This is a genomic window from Bacillus sp. FSL R5-0712, assembly GCF_038593285.1.
Classification (GTDB): domain Bacteria; phylum Bacillota; class Bacilli; order Bacillales; family Bacillaceae; genus Bacillus; species Bacillus safensis.
Window position 1 is genome coordinate 2235148 of the sequence record NZ_CP151981.1, and the last position, 19425, is coordinate 2254572.

Below are 19425 nucleotides of genomic sequence, written 5' to 3' on the forward strand. Positions count from 1 at the left end.
GATCATTCACCTCCGAAAGCTGTGATTATTTCATGATTTGGTATGTTTCTAAAAACTTCGTATTAAAGTTACCGCTCACAAATGTTTCATGCTCGAGCAATCTAAGGTGGAATGGAATCGTTGTGTAGACTCCTTCAATGACGAATTCTTGAAGCGCACGTTTCATTTTCGCAATCGCTTCTTCTCTCGTCTTACCATATGTGATCACTTTTGCAATCATGCTGTCATAATATGGCGGAATCACATAGCCCGGATAAGCGGCAGAATCAACACGTACACCTAAACCGCCTGGCGGAAGATACATTTTAATTTCACCAGCTGAAGGCATGAAGTTTTTCTCTGGGTTCTCTGCATTGATGCGGCATTCGATCGCCCAGCCTTCATATACGACATCCTCTTGTGTAAGAGAAAGCTTCTCACCTGATGCAACCTTGATCTGTTCTTTTATCAGGTCTACACCTGTGACCATTTCTGTCACAGGATGCTCTACTTGAATACGAGTATTCATTTCCATGAAGTAGAACTTCTCTTCATTATAATCATAAATGAATTCGACTGTTCCAGCACCTGTGTATTCAACAGCTTCTGCTGCTTTTACAGCTGCTTCACCCATTTGCTCACGAATGTCTGCATTTAGTGCTGGTGATGGCGTTTCTTCAAGAAGCTTTTGCATTCTTCTTTGGATCGAGCAATCACGCTCTCCTAAATGAATCGTATTGCCATGCTGATCTGCAAGCACTTGAATTTCCACATGTCTAAAGTCTTCAATGAATTTTTCTAAATAGACACCAGGGTTCCCAAAGTTTTGCGCCGCTTCCTGCTGCGTGATGGTGACTCCGTTAATAAGCTCTTCTTCTGTACGAGCCACACGGATCCCTTTACCGCCTCCGCCTGCAGTTGCTTTAATAATCACAGGATACCCAATACTAGCTGCTGTTGAAACAGCATCATCAAGATCTTTTACAATTCCTTGAGAACCAGGGACGATCGGAACGCCTGCATTCTTCATTGTTTCTCGCGCAACATCTTTCGTTCCCATTTTGGAAATCGCTGACGCAGTTGGTCCAACAAAGATCACATTACATTCCTCGCAAAGCTCTGCAAAGTCTGCATTTTCTGCTAAAAAGCCGTATCCTGGATGGATGGCATCTGTCCCTGTTAATTTTGCTACGCTGACAATATTCGTGACATTTAAATAACTATCTTTAGAAGCAGTCGGTCCAATGCAATATGCTTCATCAGCCATTTGTACATGCAGCGCATCGCGATCCGCTTCAGAAAATACCGCAACAGTTTCAATTCCAAGCTCTTTACAAGCGCGGATAATTCTAACTGCGATTTCTCCTCTGTTTGCAATTAATAGCTTTTTAATCATGATCGTACTCCTTACTCTGCTTTCACTAGAAAGAGGGGTTGTCCGAATTCTACAAGCTGACCGTTTTCAGCTAATACTTCGACGATTTCACCTTTTACTTCTGCTTCGATTTCATTAAACAGTTTCATCGCTTCCACGATACATACAACTGAATTTTCCTTCACCTTAGAGCCTGTTGTCACGTATGGATCTGCTTCTGGTGAAGATGAAGCATAAAATGTGCCAACCATTGGGGATGTGATTTTATGCAGATTTTCAGACGCAGCTGCCTCTTGTGCAGGGGCTTCGGTCTGAGCTGGAGCTTGTGCTGTAGGAGCTTGTTGAGCTGGAGCTGCTTGGACAGGAGCCACTGGTGCTTGTGCCGCAACTTGCTGAACGACTTCTTTGTTTTTCTTCAGTTTGATTTTTGCACCTTCGTTTTCGTACGTAAACTCATCGATAGTAGAGTCATCAATTAATTTAATCAGTTCATGAATTTCTTCGATTTTTAACATGGATTTGCACCCCTATGTATGGATTTATCTTTTTATTATAGGCTAGTACTAAAAGTACATACTATAACCATCTTACAGGAGGATTTCGATGAATTCAACTACTATTGTGGTGAAGCGCCTCGCGTAAGCACCTTGGAGAGGGCGTCAAGCCGCATCAAAAAACGCCCTTTTCCGCAAAGGGCGCCAGTTCATTTTTTATTGATTAGTGGGCTCAAAAGTGACAGCTACGTTATCAAGACCTCTCATTTCTTTTGTGACCATATCAATAATATCGGCCGCTTGAGATTTTGATTTTTTATCAGAACGAACCGTGATGCTCACTTTATCCCCTTCAGCACTTACGAGCGCATCTTTATAGCCTTTTGTTTTGATCAAGGTCTCAAGCTGACGCTCAGTTCCTTCTGCTTCACTGAGCGCTGTCATTTGATCGTATGCTTCACTTTTTTCTTGTGCTGTTGCATCGTCACTGGAGACAATTTCGTTGTATTCTTCGCGCTGCTTGCTTCGTTTATCTTCAAGCTCTAGTCTGTATGTTGTAAAAAGCTCATCGTCTGTTTGCTCTGACACAGCCTTTCCTTCTTCACCGCTTGTTTCGATATCCTCTTGCTTGCCGTTTGTTTCTTTGTCAGTGGATTTCTTATCAGCGCCTTTTTCCATGCCTTTGTCCGTCCCTTTTTCTGTTTCAACTTTTTTCTCTTCAGTGCCTTTTGATTTCGTATCTTCTACTGTCACTGCATTTTCACCCTGTGGAGACATGATATAGTACACACTTAATACGACAACTAAACTTAGCATCGTTAATAGCCAAACCGTTTGTTTTTTTAACATCATTCCGAATCCTCCTTGATTTTTTTAGGGGCAACAGCCACTCTATGGCTCGGTACATCAAGCACTCGTGTAACCGCTTCAATGATGGTTTTCTTTATTTGAACGTTGTCTACTCCTTGAGCAACAACGAGGACACCTCGGATTTCTGGTTTTTTCGTTTGAACAACGACTGGTGTTTCTTCATTGCCATTTTTGATGATGACGACTTCTTCTTCTTTTGTTTGATCGGTGACACTTCGTACGCCGCCTTCTTTATCTGTTTCCTCGGTCGTTGTACTTTTATTGGATTTGTTTTTTTCAAACACTTTTAAAGACGTTGCATCTACATTGACCACAATGGATACATCCTCAACGCCGATGATGGTCTCTAAAATTTCTTTCAGCTGATTTTCGTATTCTTGCTCCACATCCTCAATTGAATTTTTTGGTTTACCTGAGGATGCCGGTTTGAATACCTCCTGCTCTTCTGAGGATGTTTTTTTAGAAGCAGGAACAGCAGCTTGTTGTTTGCTTGATGGCGGTGACAAGATCTGACTGACTAACATGAAAGATACGCCGATAATGAATACAAGCAGCAAGTAATGGTGCTTCGTTAATTTGGGTTTCCCTTCACCTTTTTCAGGCGGCTGGAAGAATGATTTCAGCTTTTGTTTCCAGTCCTTGTTATTCATGATCTGCTGCGTCACCTCCCTCAATGTTCAGCGCGATGTGCTCAGGACTCGTATTCCAAACATCAGCAAGTGTCTCTTTCACCCTCGTGATCTCTTTGCTAGAAGATCCAGCGCTTTCCTCCTTTTGCTTGGAGAGATCAATGTCCACCTTTGCCACCGTTTCTACAGCATCACCTGTGAGCGGGGAAAGAACTGCTTTGATGCGAAATTGATCCGCCTCCATATTCTGATCCAGATGCTCCTCATCAGCCAGCACTTCTACGTGTTTCATTACATAGCTCTCCTTCTCCAGTGGCTCCTTTGCGCTTTTTTCTAGTTGGACAGCCATTTGCTTTAAAATATATGCACGCTGAGAGGCTTGTATTTCTTTTTTTTCTAAATTCATCTGATTTTTTATTTCTTCTGACTGCGCTTCTTCCTTCCCTTTCATCAATTCTGAAAAAATTTGATCAGGATCTGCTCGAAATAAAGCAAAAATCGGATTGAGCATCACCACGATGAGCAGCAGGCTGACGACCATTTTTGCATACTTTTGCATGCTCGAATTGGGAAGCAGAAGATCAATAACAATCGCAAATAAGATAAAAAGAATAATACTTGTGATCCATTCCGTGAGAAAACTCAAAAGGTGTCCCCTCCTTACTTCATCATCATGGTCAGGTTACCCGCAGTGATGATGACGGTAATGCTTAAAAAGAACATGAGCGACACTACAGCAAGTGCGGCAAATATATACAGCACACTTTTTGAAATGACATCAAGACAGCTGATGATGGGTCCGCCCCCTAACGGCTGAAGGATGGCAGCAGCAAGCTTATAGATAAGGGCTAACGAAAGCACTTTAATCGCCGGGAAAGCGGCAATTGAAATCAAAATGGCGACCCCAACTAGTCCGACTGTATTTTTGAGTAAAACAGAGGCGCTGATCACGGTATCGGTCGCATCTGTAAACATTCTGCCTAGGACAGGGATGAAGTTTCCGGTAATGAATTTGGCTGTACGAAGAGCGATTCCATCCGTAACGGCCGCAGATGCACCCTGAACGGAAATGACACCGAGAAAAACGGTTAAAAAAACGGCAAGCCCGCCAATTGCCACATTTCTTAACAGCTGGGCAAGCTGGGTGACCTTGTATTGTTCGGTCAGCGTACTGATAATGCTCAATATTGCAGATAAAAAGATGAGCGGGAGAACGACATACTGAATGAAAACACCGCTCGTGTTCATTAAAAATATAATAACGGGATGAAAGAATCCGGCTGAGACAAGCCCGCCTGATGAAGCAATAAGCGCTAGTAAAAGAGGAATAAGAGCAAGAATAAAACTGGTCATCGTTTGAATGGCTTCTGTGGCATAGGAAATCGCCACATGAAAGCTGTTAAGTGCAATAATAATCAGCACCATATAAACAAGAGCATATGCGACTTTGCTGACGGTGCTTTGTTCAAAGGCATTTTGTAAAAGCTGCAAAAGCGAACAAAAGATGGTGAGTAAAATCAGAGTACCTAGAAGCTTTCCGTTTGCAATGACCTCGTGAAACAGATAATGTACAAAGGCTTTCAGCCATGTTTGGGGAGACAGCTCTTTATCGCCGTCAATCATTTCCTTCACTGTGCCCTTTTGGCTTTCTGGCAAAAAGCCGCCATACTCGTCCAAAATGGTTTCCCAAAAGTCACTGATGGAATGAAGCTCAAGTGCATCAGCCTGTCCATTCGCCACTTCCTGTGCTGCTGGCTGTTCATTAGATAAAGGTTCTTTTTCTTCTGCCCCTGCATGCGGAGCAATCAGCCAAAAGAAAAGCATCAATCCCATTACAGCGGTCACCCGTTTCATTGTCATCACCTCTTTTCATTTACGTCATGGACGGGATCATTCCTAAGATCGTCTCAATGATGACTGTTAAAATCGGGACTGCCATCACCAAGATGAGAATCTTGCCGCCTAGCTCTATTTTGGATGCAATGGCGCCTTGTCCAGCATCCTTCGTCAGCTGAGCGCCAAATTCCGCAATATAGGCAATGCCAATAATCTTCAATATGGTTTCAACATACTTCATATTGACGCCGGCACTTGCTGCAATTTTTTCAATCATCGAGATAATGGCATAGATTTGATCAATTAAATAAAGAAAAATGACACATCCGGTAAAAACAACAAGCATAAAGGCGAAGGTTGGCTTTTGTTCTTTGACGATTAATGCTAAAAAAGTAGCGATTAAACCAAGTCCAACAATTTGTATGATTTCGATTTGTAAGCCCTCCCCTATCCTTGAAATAGAAATACGGCTTTAATCTTTTTAAACAAATCGTCTACAATGGTTGCCACCATAAACAAAATGTAGATAAACCCAAGCAGCGTCACCCACTGAGCGTACTCTTTCTTTCCCATTTGGTCTAAAATCGTATGGAGAAAGGCCACGACGATGCCTACTCCGGCAATTTGAAAAATGACGTTTACATCAACGCCCATGCTCTCGACTCCCTTCCTCTCACATCAATAAAAGAATCAGTAGTAATCCGCTTAAAAATCCGAGGCTTCTGACCATTTTTTCATTTTTCGCTTGGGCGATTTCAGCTTCTTTCTCCTCTGATTCCAAATGACCTAAAGCAAGCTTGATATACTTTTGCTGAGAAGTGACATCATGCTGGCCAAGTGTTTCTCCAAAGTGCTTCAACGCCTCATATTCGCCTTTTTTCAATACGGTTTTTTTCCAAACATCTTCAAGACTTTCGTTCCATGCATGGCGTGCAGAAAAGGTCCCCACTTTCAGCTTTTCTGCAAATTGTTCAAACAGCTGATTCACAGGTGGACCTACCTGCGCTGCAATTTGCTCTGCCGCCCGTGCTAAAGGGGTTTGACCATACATAATTTCAGCTTCAAGAGACTGGAGAGCAAACCGCAGCTGCCGAATTTGTTTAGGTCTGTCGCTATATCGTTTGGCAAACTCGAATCCTCCCCAAGTCGTGGCCGCGACAATGAAAATAGCGCCAATGAGCTTTAACATACGTCCACTCCCCGCCTCCATTTCATCTCTTGGCCGTCCCCGCCGTACATTCGCCCGATCGTGCCAGGCCCATTGTTTCGATTTAATTCAACATATCGTTCAAACACACGAAGCTCCCATAACGGTTTAAAAGAAGGCCGTTTATATACATCTTCAAGTGAATAGCCATGAGCTGAGACGATGATGTTGACTCCGGCATGAATCGCTTCTAAAAGTGCCTCGACATCCTCACTTTTTCCGATTTCATCGACAATCATGACCTCTGGGCTCATAGACCGAATCATCATCATCAATCCTTCAGCCTTTGGACACGCATCGAGTACATCAATCCGGTGGCCAAAATGATGCTGCGGCACTCCTCTGATACATCCGGCGATTTCAGAACGCTCATCAATAATGCCTGTTTTTCTAGGAGGAATGGTTTTTGTGCCTGTACTAGCAAGACGTGCTATATCCCGGAGCAATGTGGTTTTCCCCGTTTGCGGGGGGCCGATGATGAGTGTATTGTGCCAGTGCTCTTCATATAAATAAGGAAGAAAAGGAAGCGCAATCCCGATTTTTTCTTTGGCAATGCGGATATTAAATGAAGAGATATCTCTTAACCCTTTGACAAATCCGTTTTCAACGATCACCTTCCCAGCAAGTCCTACCCGGTGTCCGCCAGATATCGTGATATAGCCCTGTTTTAGCTCTTCCTCAAGTGTGTACATGCTGTAATTGCTCAGCCTGCCTAATAGCTGAGACGCATCTTCCCAGGTGGTGTGATAAGAAAGGAAACGTGGTTTTCCTCCCTGCATTAATTCAATAGGACGATCCGTGCGAATGCGGATTTCTTCTATTTGCGCCCATTCTGCCTCTTTCAGCAGCCTGAGTTCTTGTCCAATCGAGTGCGGGAGAATATCCAACAAACTCCGCAACGAATTCCCCTCCTTTTTTTCTTCTCTAAAATGTATGATGTGAGCCGTTAATTATGCCAAGCCGTTTCACTTATAGATCCCAACAAGAATAAACACGACACCAATGAAAATAAACACGAGCTTTGCATAGGATAGCTGCCCGGCAATTTGATAGATTCCAATCGTCATCGTGATAATAAAAATGAGCGGCCCGATGATTGCCAATATGCTATTGATGACTACCGCTTTCCGTACATCATTTGTGATTAAAATAAGGATGGCTGCCGTCAGTTCAATGGCGGCGGATAAGAATCTCATGCCTGCCATTGCAGCGACTGACGGGTGTAGACCTGGGAGAAATTGTTTCATATAGAACCTCCAGCTTTTTTTACACTATATGCTTGACCAGCTGGAAGTAGTCTTGTTTTTCAGGAAGGAAGAGAGATGAATGAGAGAATTGAGAGAAGGCCTGCCTTGAGGAGTCATTTTTCCAATAAAAAAAGACTGTAAACACGAGGTTTACAGTCTTTTTTCGTTCATTACGCTCTTGAAACGTATGAGCCGTCAGATGTATTAATCACTAGTTTATCTCCTTGGTTCACAAAGAAAGGAACGTTGACGATTAAACCAGTTTCAGTTTTTGCAGGTTTTGAGCCGCCTGATGTTGTGTCACCTTTAATACCAGGCTCTGTTTCTACTACTTCTAGTTCTACTGTGTTTGGAAGTTCTACTCCAAGAGTTTCAGCACCGTACATCACGATTTGAACAGACATATTTTCAAGCAAATATTTCAGCTCATCTTTAATTTGTGCTTCACTTAGTTCAAGCTGCTCATAAGAACTTGTATCCATGAAAACATGCTGATCGCCATTTGCATACAAGTATTGCATTGTTTTTGTTTCGATTTGTGCTTTCGCTACTTTTTCGCCTGCGCGGAATGTTTTTTCTTGAATGGCACCTGTACGCAGGTTACGCAGTTTCGAACGAACAAACGCTGCGCCTTTCCCTGGTTTTACGTGCTGAAAATCCACTACTCGCCAAATACCGCCGTCCACTTCAATTGTCAGGCCAGTACGAAAATCGTTTACTGAAATCATTTTGTCATCCTCCTACATTTCACCATCATAATATGATAAGTTCTTTCGGTGAGTGGGTCAATCGTTTATTGCCGTCAGCTGTCAGGACAATATCATCCTCAATTCTCACGCCGCCGACATCTGGCAAGTAAATCCCCGGCTCAACTGTGACGACCATTCCCTCTTCTAAAACGACCTCTGATCGTGAGGAAAGGCCTGGCGCTTCATGTACTTCCATACCTAGCCCGTGCCCGGTTGAATGCCCGAAGTATTGACCATAGCCATACTTTTCAATGATGTCTCGTGTGATGCGATCAGCTTCTTTTCCTGTTAAGCCTGGCTTGATTCTATCCACACCAGCGTTTTCTGCTTCTAAAACGATATGATAAATTTCCTTTAGCTTGTCGCTTGGTGTTCCGACAGCAATCGTTCTTGTCATATCAGAACAATAGCCTTTATAGTAAGCACCAAAATCGAGTGTCACTAAATCACCAGATTCAATCACCTTTTCACTCGCTCTTCCGTGAGGCAGGCTTGAACGAACACCTGAGGCAACTATCATATCGAATGAAGATCCTTCAGCACCTTCTTTTCTCATGAAAAATTCAAGCTCGTTCATGACAGCAATTTCCGTCAGGCCCGGCTTGATGTAAGTGAGAATATGATCAAAGGCGTGATCTGCAATCTTCGCAGCTTCCTCTAATATCTTAATCTCTTCACTAGACTTAATCAAGCGCAACTTTTCAACTGATTCAGAGACTGGAACAAGCTCTATACCGCTTGCTTTGGCTGCGTACTGCTGATACGTGGCAAATGTCATATGGTTTTGTTCGAACCCAAGGCGTTTCACTCCAAATTCCTTTGCCGTTTGAGCAGCCGTTTCCACAATGTTTCCTTTATGTTCAATGATGTCATAGCCTTTGACTTGATCCTTCGCTTGCTCTGTATAGCGGAAGTCCGTGATAAAAGCTGCCCGGTCCTTTGAAACGACAGCAAGACCGGCTGATCCGGTAAAGCTGGTCATATACTGTAAATTAAAACTGCTCGTAATGACAAGGCCATCGATCTCTAATTCACTTAAAAGTGCTCTTAGTTTTTCAAGTTTCATGATACTGCTCCCCCTTCACTGACTAAATAACGAATCGCCAATTTATACCCTTCTAAGCCAAGCCCAACGATTTGTCCTTGGCATACTGGAGCAAGTACAGAATGATGGCGGAATTCCTCTCTCTTATGAACATTTGTGATATGTACTTCAATGACTGATAAAGAAATACTTGCAATGGCATCTCTCAGCGCATAGCTGCAGTGGGTAAATGCACCCGGGTTAAATACGACACCATCGTATTGATCTTCTGCTTCATGGAGCGCATCAATCAAATCCCCTTCGTGATTTGATTGAAAGAACGTTAATTGGATGTTTGCTCGTTCTGCGAACTGGAACAAATCCGTCTCTAAATCTGTCAGCGTCTTACTTCCATAAACAGCAGGCTCTCTTTTGCCAAGCCTATTTAAATTGGGTCCATTCAGTACAAGAAAATGAGGCATATGACCACTCCTTCACCCTAATTCAATCTATATCGAGATCTGTTTCTTTTTCCTTAGAAACCTTTCGTTTCCAAAAATATTTTATCATATGAATAGGCGATTTACACTTTATTCTGTCTTTTTCCCGAGTGCCCTCGCAAGCTTTTGACTCGTCAATTCATTATATTCAAACGAAATGCTGTACCCGACAAACATGCCATATAAAATATATAGGCAAAATGTCGTGACAACGGTGCTTTGCTGCAACTCTTGTACTTGCTTTACATCTGGGAAAATGGGATTAAATACGTAAAAAACGAGCAGCCATAAAAGCCCGCCATATACTAAACCCATCCAAAAGCCTTTGATCCTTTTTAAAAGCCCAAAATAAATAAAGGCGGCTCCAATCGATAAAACTCCTAACAGCACAATACTGATAAAAGTACCAAGTCCTCCCTTTTTCCATTCTCCAAGCACAAATGGCTGAAGCAGCATATTGGGACTCACCTCTGAAAAATGAAACACATGGGTCAGAAACCCGATAAAGCCCCAAAAAACACCGCCGACAAAGCCTGTAGCAGCCGCTCTTGCCACAAGTGATGTCGTTTGCACGGACTGATTTTTTTCTTCTTGGTTTTTCTTTTCATCACGTTTCATTTGTGAACACCTCCAGCAAGTAGTATGTCCAAAATGTCATGAAAAAAAAGGATTTCCATGCGTGAGTGTAAAATTTTTAAAACAGGGTATACTGGCTAAAAAGAGGTAGATAGAATTCTAGTAGATAATCGACCTGTGAGCTAGTGATTTCCCCTCATTTCCTGTACAATAAAGGTATAAGGAAATGCATGTAAATTACAGGAAACAGGCAGGTTGATGAAATATGTCCAATCAAACAAAACCTCCAGCTTATGGAGGGCAGGCAGTTGTCGAAGGTGTCATGTTCGGAGGTAAGAAGAACTATGTGACAGCGATTCGGCGAAAGGACCAGTCCATTGAGTTTTTGAAGCTTCCCCGGACCTCCAATAAACGAACCGCCTTTCTCAAGAAAATCCCCTTTGTCAGGGGTGTTGCTGCACTTGTTGAAGCAAGCGCAAACGGCAGTAAGCACTTAAACTTCTCCAGTGAGCGATATGACTTAGATCCTTCTGAAGATCATACTCTTGAAAAAGAACAAAAAAGCTCGAAATTATCCATGATCTTCGGCATTGCTGTGATCGGAGTTCTCTCTCTACTCTTTAGTAAATTTGTCTTTACCCTGGTACCTGTCTTTTTAGCAGAGCTTGTGCGTCCCATCTTTTCAGGGAATTTCGCACAAATCGCAGTGGAAACATTCTTCAAATTAATCCTTTTATTAGGCTATATTTACTTTATTTCCATGACCCCTTTAATTAAAAGAGTATTTCAATATCATGGGGCAGAACATAAAGTCATAAACTGCTATGAACAGAACCTTGACATCACAGTGGAAAATGTCCAAAAGCAATCCCGTCTGCATTATCGATGCGGCAGCAGCTTTATTTTATTCACTGTCATTGTCGGGATGTTCGTCTATTTACTCGTACCGACAGATCCTTTATGGGTGAGAGTTCTGAACCGCTTGGCACTTATTCCGGTTGTTCTGGGCATTTCATTTGAAGTGCTTCAATTCACGAACAAACTCCGAGAAGTGCCTGTGCTTAAAGCGCTTGGCTATCCTGGCCTTTGGCTGCAATTGCTCACAACAAAAGAACCTTCTGACGATCAAGTCGAGGTAGCCATTGCAAGTTTTAATGAACTTCTTCGTTTAGAGGAAGTATCTCTGAAACAAGCGTCAGATTCTGCTCATCAAGTGATCTAACTTATAAATCCGGTAAATTCCTTCGGAGGTGGACAGTTATGAATCGCCGAGTACATCCTGCTTTTACCATTATTTTCGCTTTAGGTGTTTTGGGATTTGTGTACTTACTCACAACGAACCCAGGCAGACTTTTTACCATGCTGCTGTCTGTTGTGATCATTGGAGCGGTTTTGTTTTTCCTATTTAGATGGCTGATGAATCGAAGAACTGGAACAGAGGGCAATCTTTATCGTAAAGCAGTCAAACAATCAAAACGTCGCTACCAGCAGCCTAAACCAAAAACGAAAAGCCAGATGAAAAATCGGGTCACTCATTTGCGAAGCGTGCCGACTGACCACAAGTCTAAGCCCGTCCTTCTCAAAAAGAAAAGCCAAACACATTTGACTGTGATTGAAGGCAAGAAAAACAAAAAGAAGAATCGCGCCTTATTTTAAAATGTCCAGCTTTTTAAAAATTGCTCGGCCTTCTGTCTGCCTAGATCGACGAGCGCCTTTTTCTTTTCTGTCATGAGTTGAAAATCAGTGGCAATGACGTGTTCTACAGGAATAAAAATAATATGACGTTCGTGTTTTGTGGCGATATGTCTTTCGTCATGAGCACCACGCATCGTTTCAAAAAGAGCGCCAAACAGTTCAAACGCATTGCGGATGGAGTGTTGAGGGCGTTCTTTTTCGTTTGGCGTTAATGTGACACCGACGAACGGTCTTTTTTTCTCTTCAGCAAACAGCCAAATTGGAAAATTGCTCAGCACTCCTCCATCTACAATGGTACAAATGCCTTTTGATGACTTCAGTTTGACAGGTTCGAAAAAATACGGCAGGCTGCAGCTCATTCGAATAGCCCTCGCCACGGAAAACCGCTCTGGATTTAAGCCATATGAAGGAAGGTCGTCTGGCAGCACAAGGATTTTTCCATTCGTTAAATCGGACGCAACGATTTTCAGTGAATCTTTTTTGAGGTCTCCAAACACGGTGACCCCCTTTCGTTTTAGCACATCGGTCAGCCATTTTTCCAGCCGGTCTCCTTTATAAAGACCGAGACGCCAGTAAATGGATACCCACCTGAGCATTTTAAAGGGGATGAATTGACATCTCCTATCAAGCAATTGATGCTCATCCATTTCATCTAAAAGCGTGCGAATTTCCTGGCTTGTAAAACCTGCTGCGATGAGTGAAGCAATGATTGCTCCAGCACTTGTACCAGCAAGACGGACAAATTGAAATCCTCTCGCTTCAAGCGCTTCATAGGCACCTGCAAGCGCTGCCCCCTTAATGCCTCCACCTGAGAACACACCATCTATCTTCATCAAGGAGCCCCCTTTGATTTCACGCTAATAATAGTGTAGGAGCTTTTGCTTTCAATTAGAACTTTAATCAAAAAGGACACCCATGCTGAGGGTGTCCTTTTTGATTAAGATTCTTGATTTGTTTGTTCGTTTTTCTTTTGAATCGCTTTCAGCTGAACAGATCGCTCATCGTTTTCTTCAAAAAATTGAACGAGATCGCCGATGCGGTCAATACTGTTCCAGCTGAGATGATGTTCAATGCCTTCTACATCATCATAAATTTTCTCTTCATCTACACCAATGATTCTTAAAAATTGCTCTAGCAGTTCATGTCTGTATACGAGACGTTTTCCAATTTTTTTGCCTTTCGGGGTTAAAATTAGACCACGATACTTCTCATAAATGAGGTATTCATCTTTATCTAGCTTCTGAACCATTTTTGTTACAGAGGAGGGATGGACAGCGAGTGCTTCTGCAATATCAGAGACTCTGGCATATCCTTTATCTTCTATCAGCATATAAATTTGTTCAATGTAATCTTCCATACTAGGTGTAGTCATAAAACCCCTCCATAATGCACCTTTACTTAATAATCAACCCAATTCTACACCATCGTTCATTAAAAAACAAGGAGTGTCCTTCGGCTTAACGCTTGTAATTCCAATCATCTGAGGCATATTTCGTTTTTGCGAGATGATGGACAAACGCTAATTCTTCATCTGTCAGCTCATAAGGTTCAAGCTCAATATTTAATCCTTTTTCAAACCCTCTTTTAAACGCAGCACGCGCATCGTCTATTGTACATGTTCGGTCTGAGATTTCATTGATGGCAACCGCTTTGTTTTTAAAGCTTCGCTGCATCCGCTCTCTCACCCGGTCGTTTGGATAAAGGAACAAATCGAACAATTTGTCCTCATCAAGGTCAATTAAAATAGATCCATGCTGGAGAATGACACCTTTTTGTCTCGTCTGAGCACTGCCCGCTACCTTTCTGCCTTCTACAACAAGCTCGTACCAAGAAGGGGCATCAAAGCATACAGATGATCTTGGGTTCTTTAAGCTTTCCTTTTCTTTATCTGTTCGAGGAATGGCAAAATACGCATCGAGTCCCAGCTCTTTAAAGCCCTCTAAAATGCCTTCTGAAATAACGCGGTACGCCTCTGTCACCGTCGCTGGCATTTCTGGATGTTCCTCTGACACAATCACGCTGTAGGTCAGCTCCTGGTCATGAAGTACTCCCCGTCCTCCGGTTGGTCTGCGGACAAATCCAAGACCATATCGCTTGACGGCTTCTAGGTTGATTTCTTTTTCAACGTTCTGAAAATACCCAACAGATAATGTCGCCGGATTCCATCCATAAAAGCGGATAACAGGCGGAATGAGCTTCTCGCTATGCCAATAAAGCAAGGCTTCGTCCATTGCCATGTTAAAGGCAGGGTCTTGGTTTCCTGAATCAATGAAACACCATTTCTCTTTTTGCATATAAAATCCCTTCTCTTTTACGTAGTCAATGTTAGATGATGGTGGTGACCACCGGTTTTCTCTCTTCATCAGTCTATCAAATAGGGACGGAATTGAAAATAATTCTTACCATTTATGATGACAAGTTTCTTATGCTTTACTATAATAGTATTTGTCTAAAACGTACCATCAGACAGGCTACTGTGCTGATGCTCAAGAAGGAGTCGAGTTGTATTGTCAATATTCAACTATATCGTCCTCGCACTTTGTGGACTTTTCGTTCTTTATTCCATCGGCAGCTACATTTATCAGCAGCGCATTATGAAAACGCTGACGGAAGAAGAATTTATTAAAGGTTACCGCAAAGCCCAGCTCATTGATGTGAGAGAGCCAAATGAGTTTGAAGGCGGACATATTTTAGGGGCAAGAAATATCCCCCTTTCCCAACTAAAGCAGCGCAAAAATGAAATACGTCCTGACAAGCCTGTTTATCTCTATTGTCAAAATAATTTTAGAAGCGGAAAAGCAGCCCAAACTTTACGTAAAAACGGCTGCCGTGAGATTTATAATTTAAAAGGCGGCTTTAAAAAATGGGGCGGCCGCATTAAAACGAAGAACTAACTAAAAAGACTCTGGGAGCATGATTCCCCCTGAGTCTTTTTTCTTTATTTTCTTTCAAAAACGAGAACCGGATTCCGTGCCGCCTTTGTTTCGTCCATACGTTTAACAACCGTTGTATGCGGCGCTTCCTGCACCACTTCAGGATTCTCTTCTGCTTCTTTCGCAATTTGAATCATTGCTTCAATGAATGCATCAAGTGTTTCTTTTGATTCTGTTTCAGTCGGTTCAATCATGATACATTCCTCTACATTAAGCGGGAAGTATATCGTTGGCGGATGATAGCCGAAATCAAGTAATCGTTTGGCAATATCCAGTGTCCGCACACCTAATTTTTTCTGACGTTTACCTGAAAGAACAAATTCATGCTTACAGTGACGATCAAACGGCAAATCGTAATGAGCACTTAAACGGCGCATCATGTAGTTTGCATTTAACACTGCATTATCAGTTACAGCCTTTAAGCCGCCTGGACCCATAGAGCGGATGTACGCATAAGCTCTGACGTTAATGCCAAAGTTGCCATAGAATGGCTTCACGCGCCCAATTGATTCAGGACGGTCATAATCAAAGTAAAAACGGCCTTCCTTCTTCACAAGCACCGGCTTTGGCAAATACGGAATCAAATCCTTTTTGACGCCAACAGGACCTGAGCCAGGACCTCCGCCTCCGTGCGGGCCTGTAAAGGTTTTATGAAGATTTAAATGGACAACATCAAATCCCATATCCCCCGGTCTAGCTCTGCTTAAAACAGCGTTCAAGTTAGCCCCATCATAATAAAGCTTACCGCCAGCTTCGTGAACGATTTCTGCCATTTCTAAAATATTTTCTTCAAAGAGGCCTAGTGTATTCGGGTTTGTAAGCATTAAAGCAGCTGTTTCTTCATTAACAACGCGGCGTAAATCTTCTAAATCAACAAGCCCGTTTTCATCAGATGCGACGGTAATGGTTTCAAATCCAGCCACTGTCGCAGATGCCGGGTTCGTTCCATGAGCAGAATCAGGCACAATCACTTTTGTACGCTGATGATCCCCTCTTGCTTCATGATACGCACGGATCATCATGAGTCCCGTCCATTCGCCATGTGCTCCTGCCGCAGGCTGTAATGTCACAGCGTCCATCCCCGTAATTTCTTCAAGATGATCGCCTAGATCGTATAGTAATTCTAATGCACCTTGCACAGTGTCTGCCTCTTGCAGTGGGTGGACCTGTGAGAAGCCTGCAAGGCGTGCAACCTTTTCATTAATCTTTGGATTATATTTCATCGTACAAGAGCCAAGTGGATAAAATCCGGAATCGACCCCATGATTGCGTCTTGATAATGCTGTATAATGGCGCATAATATCAAGCTCAGATACTTCAGGAAGCTCAGCATCCTCATCACGGATATACGTCTTATCAAATAAAGACGGGATCTCCTGTTCAGGTACATCTAAATCAGGCAGACTGTACCCTATTCTTCCTTCTTTAGATAATTCAAAAATAAGCGGCTGATCTTGTTTATTCATGGCGATCCCCCAATTCCTTGATAAACGTATCAATTTCTTCTTTTGTTCTTAGCTCTGTCACGGCAACAAGCATGTGCTGCTGAAGCTCTGGGTAGTCTAGCCCTAAGTCGTAGCCGCCGATGATTCCTTTTTCAAGCAATCGTTTATTGGCTTCTTTCACAGGCTCCTGTAACTTGATCACAAATTCATTAAAATGAGCCCCTTCTATATCCGCCTGCAGTCCATATTTTTCTGCCTGCGTCTTGGCATAATGGGCTTTTTGCACGTTTTGATAGGCGATGTCTTTTATGCCTGTTTTTCCTAGTGCCGTCATGGCAACAGAAGCAGCTAACGCATTTAATGCTTGGTTTGAGCAAATATTTGACGTCGCTTTATCTCTTCGGATGTGCTGCTCACGTGCTTGAAGGGTCAAGACAAATCCACGAACACCATTTTCATCTTCTGTCTGCCCGACTAATCGACCTGGCACTTTTCTCATCAACTTTTTCGTCACAGCAAAATACCCGCAATGAGGTCCGCCAAATGCCGCCGGGATACCGAACGGCTGCGCATCACCAACGACAATATCTGCCCCGAGTTTTCCAGGCGGCGTCAATAGTCCGAGTGCGAGGGGATTGCTAGAGACAATGAATAGGCTTTTTCCTTTATGTGCAATGGGTTCAATGTCTTTTAACGGCTCGACTACACCAAAAAAGTTTGGATATTGCACGAGAACTGCTGCTGTATCATCGCAGACCGCTTTTTCCAATGCAGCTAGATCTGTCTGCCCTTTTTTCGCAGGCACTTCAACAACTTCAATGTTTTGTCCTTTGGCGTATGTTTTCAGCACCGCTCTTGATTCAGGGTGAACCGTTTCAGAAACAACCACTTTTTTCTTCTTTGTGTGTCCCGCAGCGAGCATTGCCGCTTCAGCCAGTGCCGTCCCGCCATCATACATCGAGGAGTTGGCAAGATCCATACCAGTCAGCTCAGCAATCATTGTTTGAAATTCAAAGATCGCTTGCAATTCACCTTGCGAAATCTCCGGCTGATAAGGTGTATACGCTGTATAAAATTCAGAGCGTGAGATCACATGATCGACAATGACAGGCTGGTAATGATCATATACACCTGCACCAAGAAACGATGCATAGGAAACTGTATCCTTATTCTTTGCAGCTAGTCGGGATAATTCCCTGACAAGCGCTGTTTCAGATGCGGCTTCTTTGATGTTGTATGCTCCTTTGAATCGAACTTTCTCTGGGATATCTGAAAAAAGCTCATCAATCGACTGAACGCCGATGACATCCAGCATTTCTTTTTGATCTTGCTCTGTTTGCGGCAAATACCTGTGCTTCATCCTCTATTCCCCCTCGTTATTTGGCTCTTTTATAAAATGGTGTTGCGACGATTTTGGCTTTTAGACGTTTTTTGCGAACTTGTACTTCCACCTCTGATCCAAGCTCCGCCTCTGAGGTTTCTATCAAAGCAAGCCCGACATTTTTCTTTAATGTTGGGGATTGAGTGCCCGTTGTGACAATCCCAACCTGCTTTTCTCCTGAAAAGACTGGATAATCTGTACGCGGAATCCCTTTATCAATCATTTCAATGCCGACAAGCTTTCGCTTCAGTCCCTCTTCTTTTTGTTTTTTAAGTGCAGCTTTTCCGATAAAATCAGCTTCTTTATCCGTTTTGACAGCAAAACCAATGCCGCCTTCTAATGGAGAGATATCCTTTGTCAGCTCCTGGCCATAAAGCGGAAGTCTTGCTTCAAATCTCAAGGTGTCACGTGCACCGAGTCCGCATGGAATGAGTCCTTTTGGCTGCCCCGCTTCTAATAAAGCTGACCAAAGGTGGACCGCATCTTCTGACTGGCAGTAGATTTCAAAGCCATCTTCCCCTGTGTAGCCTGTTCTGGAAACGAGCACTTCTTTATTTGCGACCTCAGCTTTTGATAAAAACGTAAATGGTTTAAGCGATGTCACCTCTTCACCCGCCACCTCTTTGATGATGTCAGCTGCAAGAGGTCCTTGAAGCGCTAGCAAGGCGGTTTGATCAGACATATTTTTGATCAATACATCATCCTTCTCTTGGTGCTTCAAAAGCCAATCCACGTCTTTATCGATATTTGATGCATTGATGACAAGCAAATAGTGATTCTTTTCTTTTTGGTAGACGAGCAGGTCATCTACCGTTCCGCCATCTTCATAACACATGGCTGTATATAGTGCCTTACCGTCTGTCAGCTTAGACACATCATTGGTTAATAACCTTTGTAAAAATGGAAGGGCATCTTGACCTTTGACGTCCACCTCACCCATGTGAGACACATCAAAAAGCCCTGCTTTTGTTCGAACAGCTTCATGTTCTTCTTTAATGGAAGAAAATTGGACAGGTAATTCCCAGCCCCCGAAGTCAATGGTTTTTGCGCCAAACGTTTCATACGCATGAAAAAGCGGTGTTCGTTTCAACATCAATCGTTTCCCCCTTTTTTCTCACAGTGCAAATGCAAGCTGAATTTTCAGAAAAAAATCACAGCAAAAAAGGACAGAGCGCTCCCTTTTATCAAAAAGAAGTCTCTGTCCTTGCACCTGAAAGTTTACAGCACAATATCATTGTGCGTTTTCCCCTTTGGTGGTTTGCTAAAACCCTTAAGCAAACACTCTCCAGAGTTGCGTCCGGTAAGAGTACTTTTGCCTGAGAGATTCACTGAATCATTCAGCTTGCTCCTTCGGCGCCTGCCAGTGCAAAATAACCGCCAAGTCTCTCCCCATACCATCATCCGCTCATATTTTTCACATTTATTGGACATACTATCAAAATGGGTGACTTATTTTCTAGATCACTTATCAACATCCTACCATTA

24 protein-coding genes and 1 riboswitch are annotated in these 19425 nt (G+C 42.9%); of the genes, 3 read left to right on the plus strand and 21 right to left on the minus strand.

Annotated elements, in window-relative coordinates; genetic code table 11:
* Positions 1-25: 25 nt before the first annotated feature.
* The 15 genes from accC to NSU11_RS11315 form a co-directional block, all read right to left on the minus strand.
* On the minus strand, positions 26-1375 hold the full coding sequence (gene accC, locus NSU11_RS11245; RefSeq protein ID WP_024422945.1) for an acetyl-CoA carboxylase biotin carboxylase subunit: 1350 nt from the start codon (positions 1373-1375) through the stop codon (positions 26-28).
* Between the two features lie 11 nt (positions 1376-1386).
* Positions 1387-1869, minus strand: coding sequence for an acetyl-CoA carboxylase biotin carboxyl carrier protein (gene accB, locus NSU11_RS11250; protein WP_061109343.1), 483 nt, complete (start codon positions 1867-1869; stop codon positions 1387-1389).
* A gap of 195 nt (positions 1870-2064) precedes the next feature.
* On the minus strand, positions 2065-2697 hold the full coding sequence (locus tag NSU11_RS11255) for a SpoIIIAH-like family protein (protein ID WP_024428006.1): 633 nt from the start codon (positions 2695-2697) through the stop codon (positions 2065-2067).
* Positions 2697-3368 carry a stage III sporulation protein AG gene (gene spoIIIAG, locus NSU11_RS11260; RefSeq protein ID WP_024428005.1) on the minus strand — a complete coding sequence of 224 codons (672 nt, stop codon included), beginning with the start codon at positions 3366-3368 and terminating at the stop codon, positions 2697-2699. Before spoIIIAG ends, NSU11_RS11255 begins: the two co-directional genes overlap by 1 nt.
* Positions 3361-3993 carry a stage III sporulation protein AF gene (spoIIIAF, locus tag NSU11_RS11265; protein ID WP_024422949.1) on the minus strand — a complete coding sequence of 211 codons (633 nt, stop codon included), beginning with the start codon at positions 3991-3993 and terminating at the stop codon, positions 3361-3363. Before spoIIIAF ends, spoIIIAG begins: the two co-directional genes overlap by 8 nt.
* A 14-nt stretch (positions 3994-4007) precedes the next feature.
* Positions 4008-5201, minus strand: a complete 1194-nt coding sequence (gene spoIIIAE / locus NSU11_RS11270) for a stage III sporulation protein AE (RefSeq protein WP_024422950.1) — start codon at positions 5199-5201, stop codon at positions 4008-4010.
* Between the two features lie 19 nt (positions 5202-5220).
* Positions 5221-5634, minus strand: coding sequence for a stage III sporulation protein AD (spoIIIAD, locus tag NSU11_RS11275; protein WP_087978339.1), 414 nt, complete (start codon positions 5632-5634; stop codon positions 5221-5223).
* Positions 5631-5837: a stage III sporulation protein AC gene (gene spoIIIAC, locus NSU11_RS11280; protein WP_003153142.1), complete on the minus strand. Its 207-nt coding sequence runs from the start codon at positions 5835-5837 to the stop codon at positions 5631-5633. The genes spoIIIAD and spoIIIAC overlap by 4 nt, the downstream gene beginning before the upstream one ends.
* 19 nt (positions 5838-5856) lie before the next feature.
* Complete coding sequence (gene spoIIIAB / locus NSU11_RS11285; RefSeq protein ID WP_024428003.1) at positions 5857-6372, minus strand: stage III sporulation protein SpoIIIAB; 516 nt, start codon at positions 6370-6372, stop codon at positions 5857-5859.
* On the minus strand, positions 6366-7289 hold the full coding sequence (gene spoIIIAA, locus NSU11_RS11290; RefSeq protein ID WP_024428002.1) for a stage III sporulation protein AA: 924 nt from the start codon (positions 7287-7289) through the stop codon (positions 6366-6368). Before spoIIIAA ends, spoIIIAB begins: the two co-directional genes overlap by 7 nt.
* A gap of 66 nt (positions 7290-7355) precedes the next feature.
* Entirely contained in the window at positions 7356-7637 is a 282-nt protein-coding gene (locus NSU11_RS11295; RefSeq protein ID WP_024422953.1) for a YqhV family protein, read from the minus strand.
* 170 nt (positions 7638-7807) lie between these two features.
* Complete coding sequence (gene efp / locus NSU11_RS11300; protein WP_024422954.1) at positions 7808-8365, minus strand: elongation factor P; 558 nt, start codon at positions 8363-8365, stop codon at positions 7808-7810.
* A 25-nt stretch (positions 8366-8390) separates the two neighbouring features.
* A complete protein-coding gene (locus NSU11_RS11305) occupies positions 8391-9452 on the minus strand; it encodes a Xaa-Pro peptidase family protein (RefSeq protein WP_151862664.1) in 1062 nt (353 codons plus the stop codon).
* A complete protein-coding gene (gene aroQ, locus NSU11_RS11310; RefSeq protein ID WP_332284150.1) occupies positions 9449-9892 on the minus strand; it encodes a type II 3-dehydroquinate dehydratase in 444 nt (147 codons plus the stop codon). The genes NSU11_RS11305 and aroQ overlap by 4 nt, the downstream gene beginning before the upstream one ends.
* A 108-nt stretch (positions 9893-10000) precedes the next feature.
* Entirely contained in the window at positions 10001-10528 is a 528-nt protein-coding gene (locus NSU11_RS11315) for a YqhR family membrane protein (protein WP_034621617.1), read from the minus strand.
* A 223-nt stretch (positions 10529-10751) separates the two neighbouring features.
* On the opposite strand from NSU11_RS11315, the gene NSU11_RS11320 reads away from it, so the two are divergent.
* Positions 10752-11708: a DUF1385 domain-containing protein gene (locus NSU11_RS11320; RefSeq protein WP_151862662.1), complete on the plus strand. Its 957-nt coding sequence runs from the start codon at positions 10752-10754 to the stop codon at positions 11706-11708.
* 38 nt (positions 11709-11746) lie between these two features.
* Complete coding sequence (locus NSU11_RS11325) at positions 11747-12142, plus strand: SA1362 family protein (RefSeq protein WP_024422959.1); 396 nt, start codon at positions 11747-11749, stop codon at positions 12140-12142.
* Here the strand turns inward: NSU11_RS11325 and NSU11_RS11330 are convergent.
* The 3 genes from NSU11_RS11330 to NSU11_RS11340 form a co-directional block, all read right to left on the minus strand.
* On the minus strand, positions 12139-13014 hold the full coding sequence (locus tag NSU11_RS11330) for a patatin-like phospholipase family protein (RefSeq protein ID WP_024422960.1): 876 nt from the start codon (positions 13012-13014) through the stop codon (positions 12139-12141). The two genes, NSU11_RS11325 and NSU11_RS11330, sit on opposite strands and share 4 nt — an antisense overlap.
* Before the next feature lie 104 nt (positions 13015-13118).
* Positions 13119-13553 (minus strand): transcriptional regulator MntR, encoded by a 435-nt coding sequence (mntR, locus tag NSU11_RS11335; RefSeq protein ID WP_024422961.1) that lies wholly within the window; start codon positions 13551-13553, stop codon positions 13119-13121.
* A gap of 85 nt (positions 13554-13638) precedes the next feature.
* Positions 13639-14475, minus strand: coding sequence for a biotin/lipoate A/B protein ligase family protein (locus NSU11_RS11340; protein ID WP_024422962.1), 837 nt, complete (start codon positions 14473-14475; stop codon positions 13639-13641).
* 219 nt (positions 14476-14694) lie between these two features.
* Here NSU11_RS11340 and NSU11_RS11345 point away from each other — a divergent pair, with 219 nt between their 5' ends.
* Positions 14695-15075: a rhodanese-like domain-containing protein gene (locus NSU11_RS11345; RefSeq protein WP_087978357.1), complete on the plus strand. Its 381-nt coding sequence runs from the start codon at positions 14695-14697 to the stop codon at positions 15073-15075.
* Between the two features lie 44 nt (positions 15076-15119).
* Here the strand turns inward: NSU11_RS11345 and gcvPB are convergent, their stop codons facing one another.
* From gcvPB to gcvT, 3 genes are read right to left on the minus strand one after another with little or no spacing between them, the layout of a single operon-like run.
* On the minus strand, positions 15120-16580 hold the full coding sequence (gene gcvPB / locus NSU11_RS11350) for an aminomethyl-transferring glycine dehydrogenase subunit GcvPB (protein ID WP_342493580.1): 1461 nt from the start codon (positions 16578-16580) through the stop codon (positions 15120-15122).
* A complete protein-coding gene (gcvPA, locus tag NSU11_RS11355) occupies positions 16573-17919 on the minus strand; it encodes an aminomethyl-transferring glycine dehydrogenase subunit GcvPA (RefSeq protein WP_342493581.1) in 1347 nt (448 codons plus the stop codon). The genes gcvPB and gcvPA overlap by 8 nt, the downstream gene beginning before the upstream one ends.
* Positions 17920-17935: 16 nt before the next feature.
* Complete coding sequence (gene gcvT, locus NSU11_RS11360) at positions 17936-19033, minus strand: glycine cleavage system aminomethyltransferase GcvT (protein WP_024427995.1); 1098 nt, start codon at positions 19031-19033, stop codon at positions 17936-17938.
* Positions 19034-19234: 201 nt separating this feature from the next.
* A riboswitch (glycine riboswitch) is annotated at positions 19235-19341 on the minus strand.
* Positions 19342-19425: the final 84 nt, after the last annotated feature.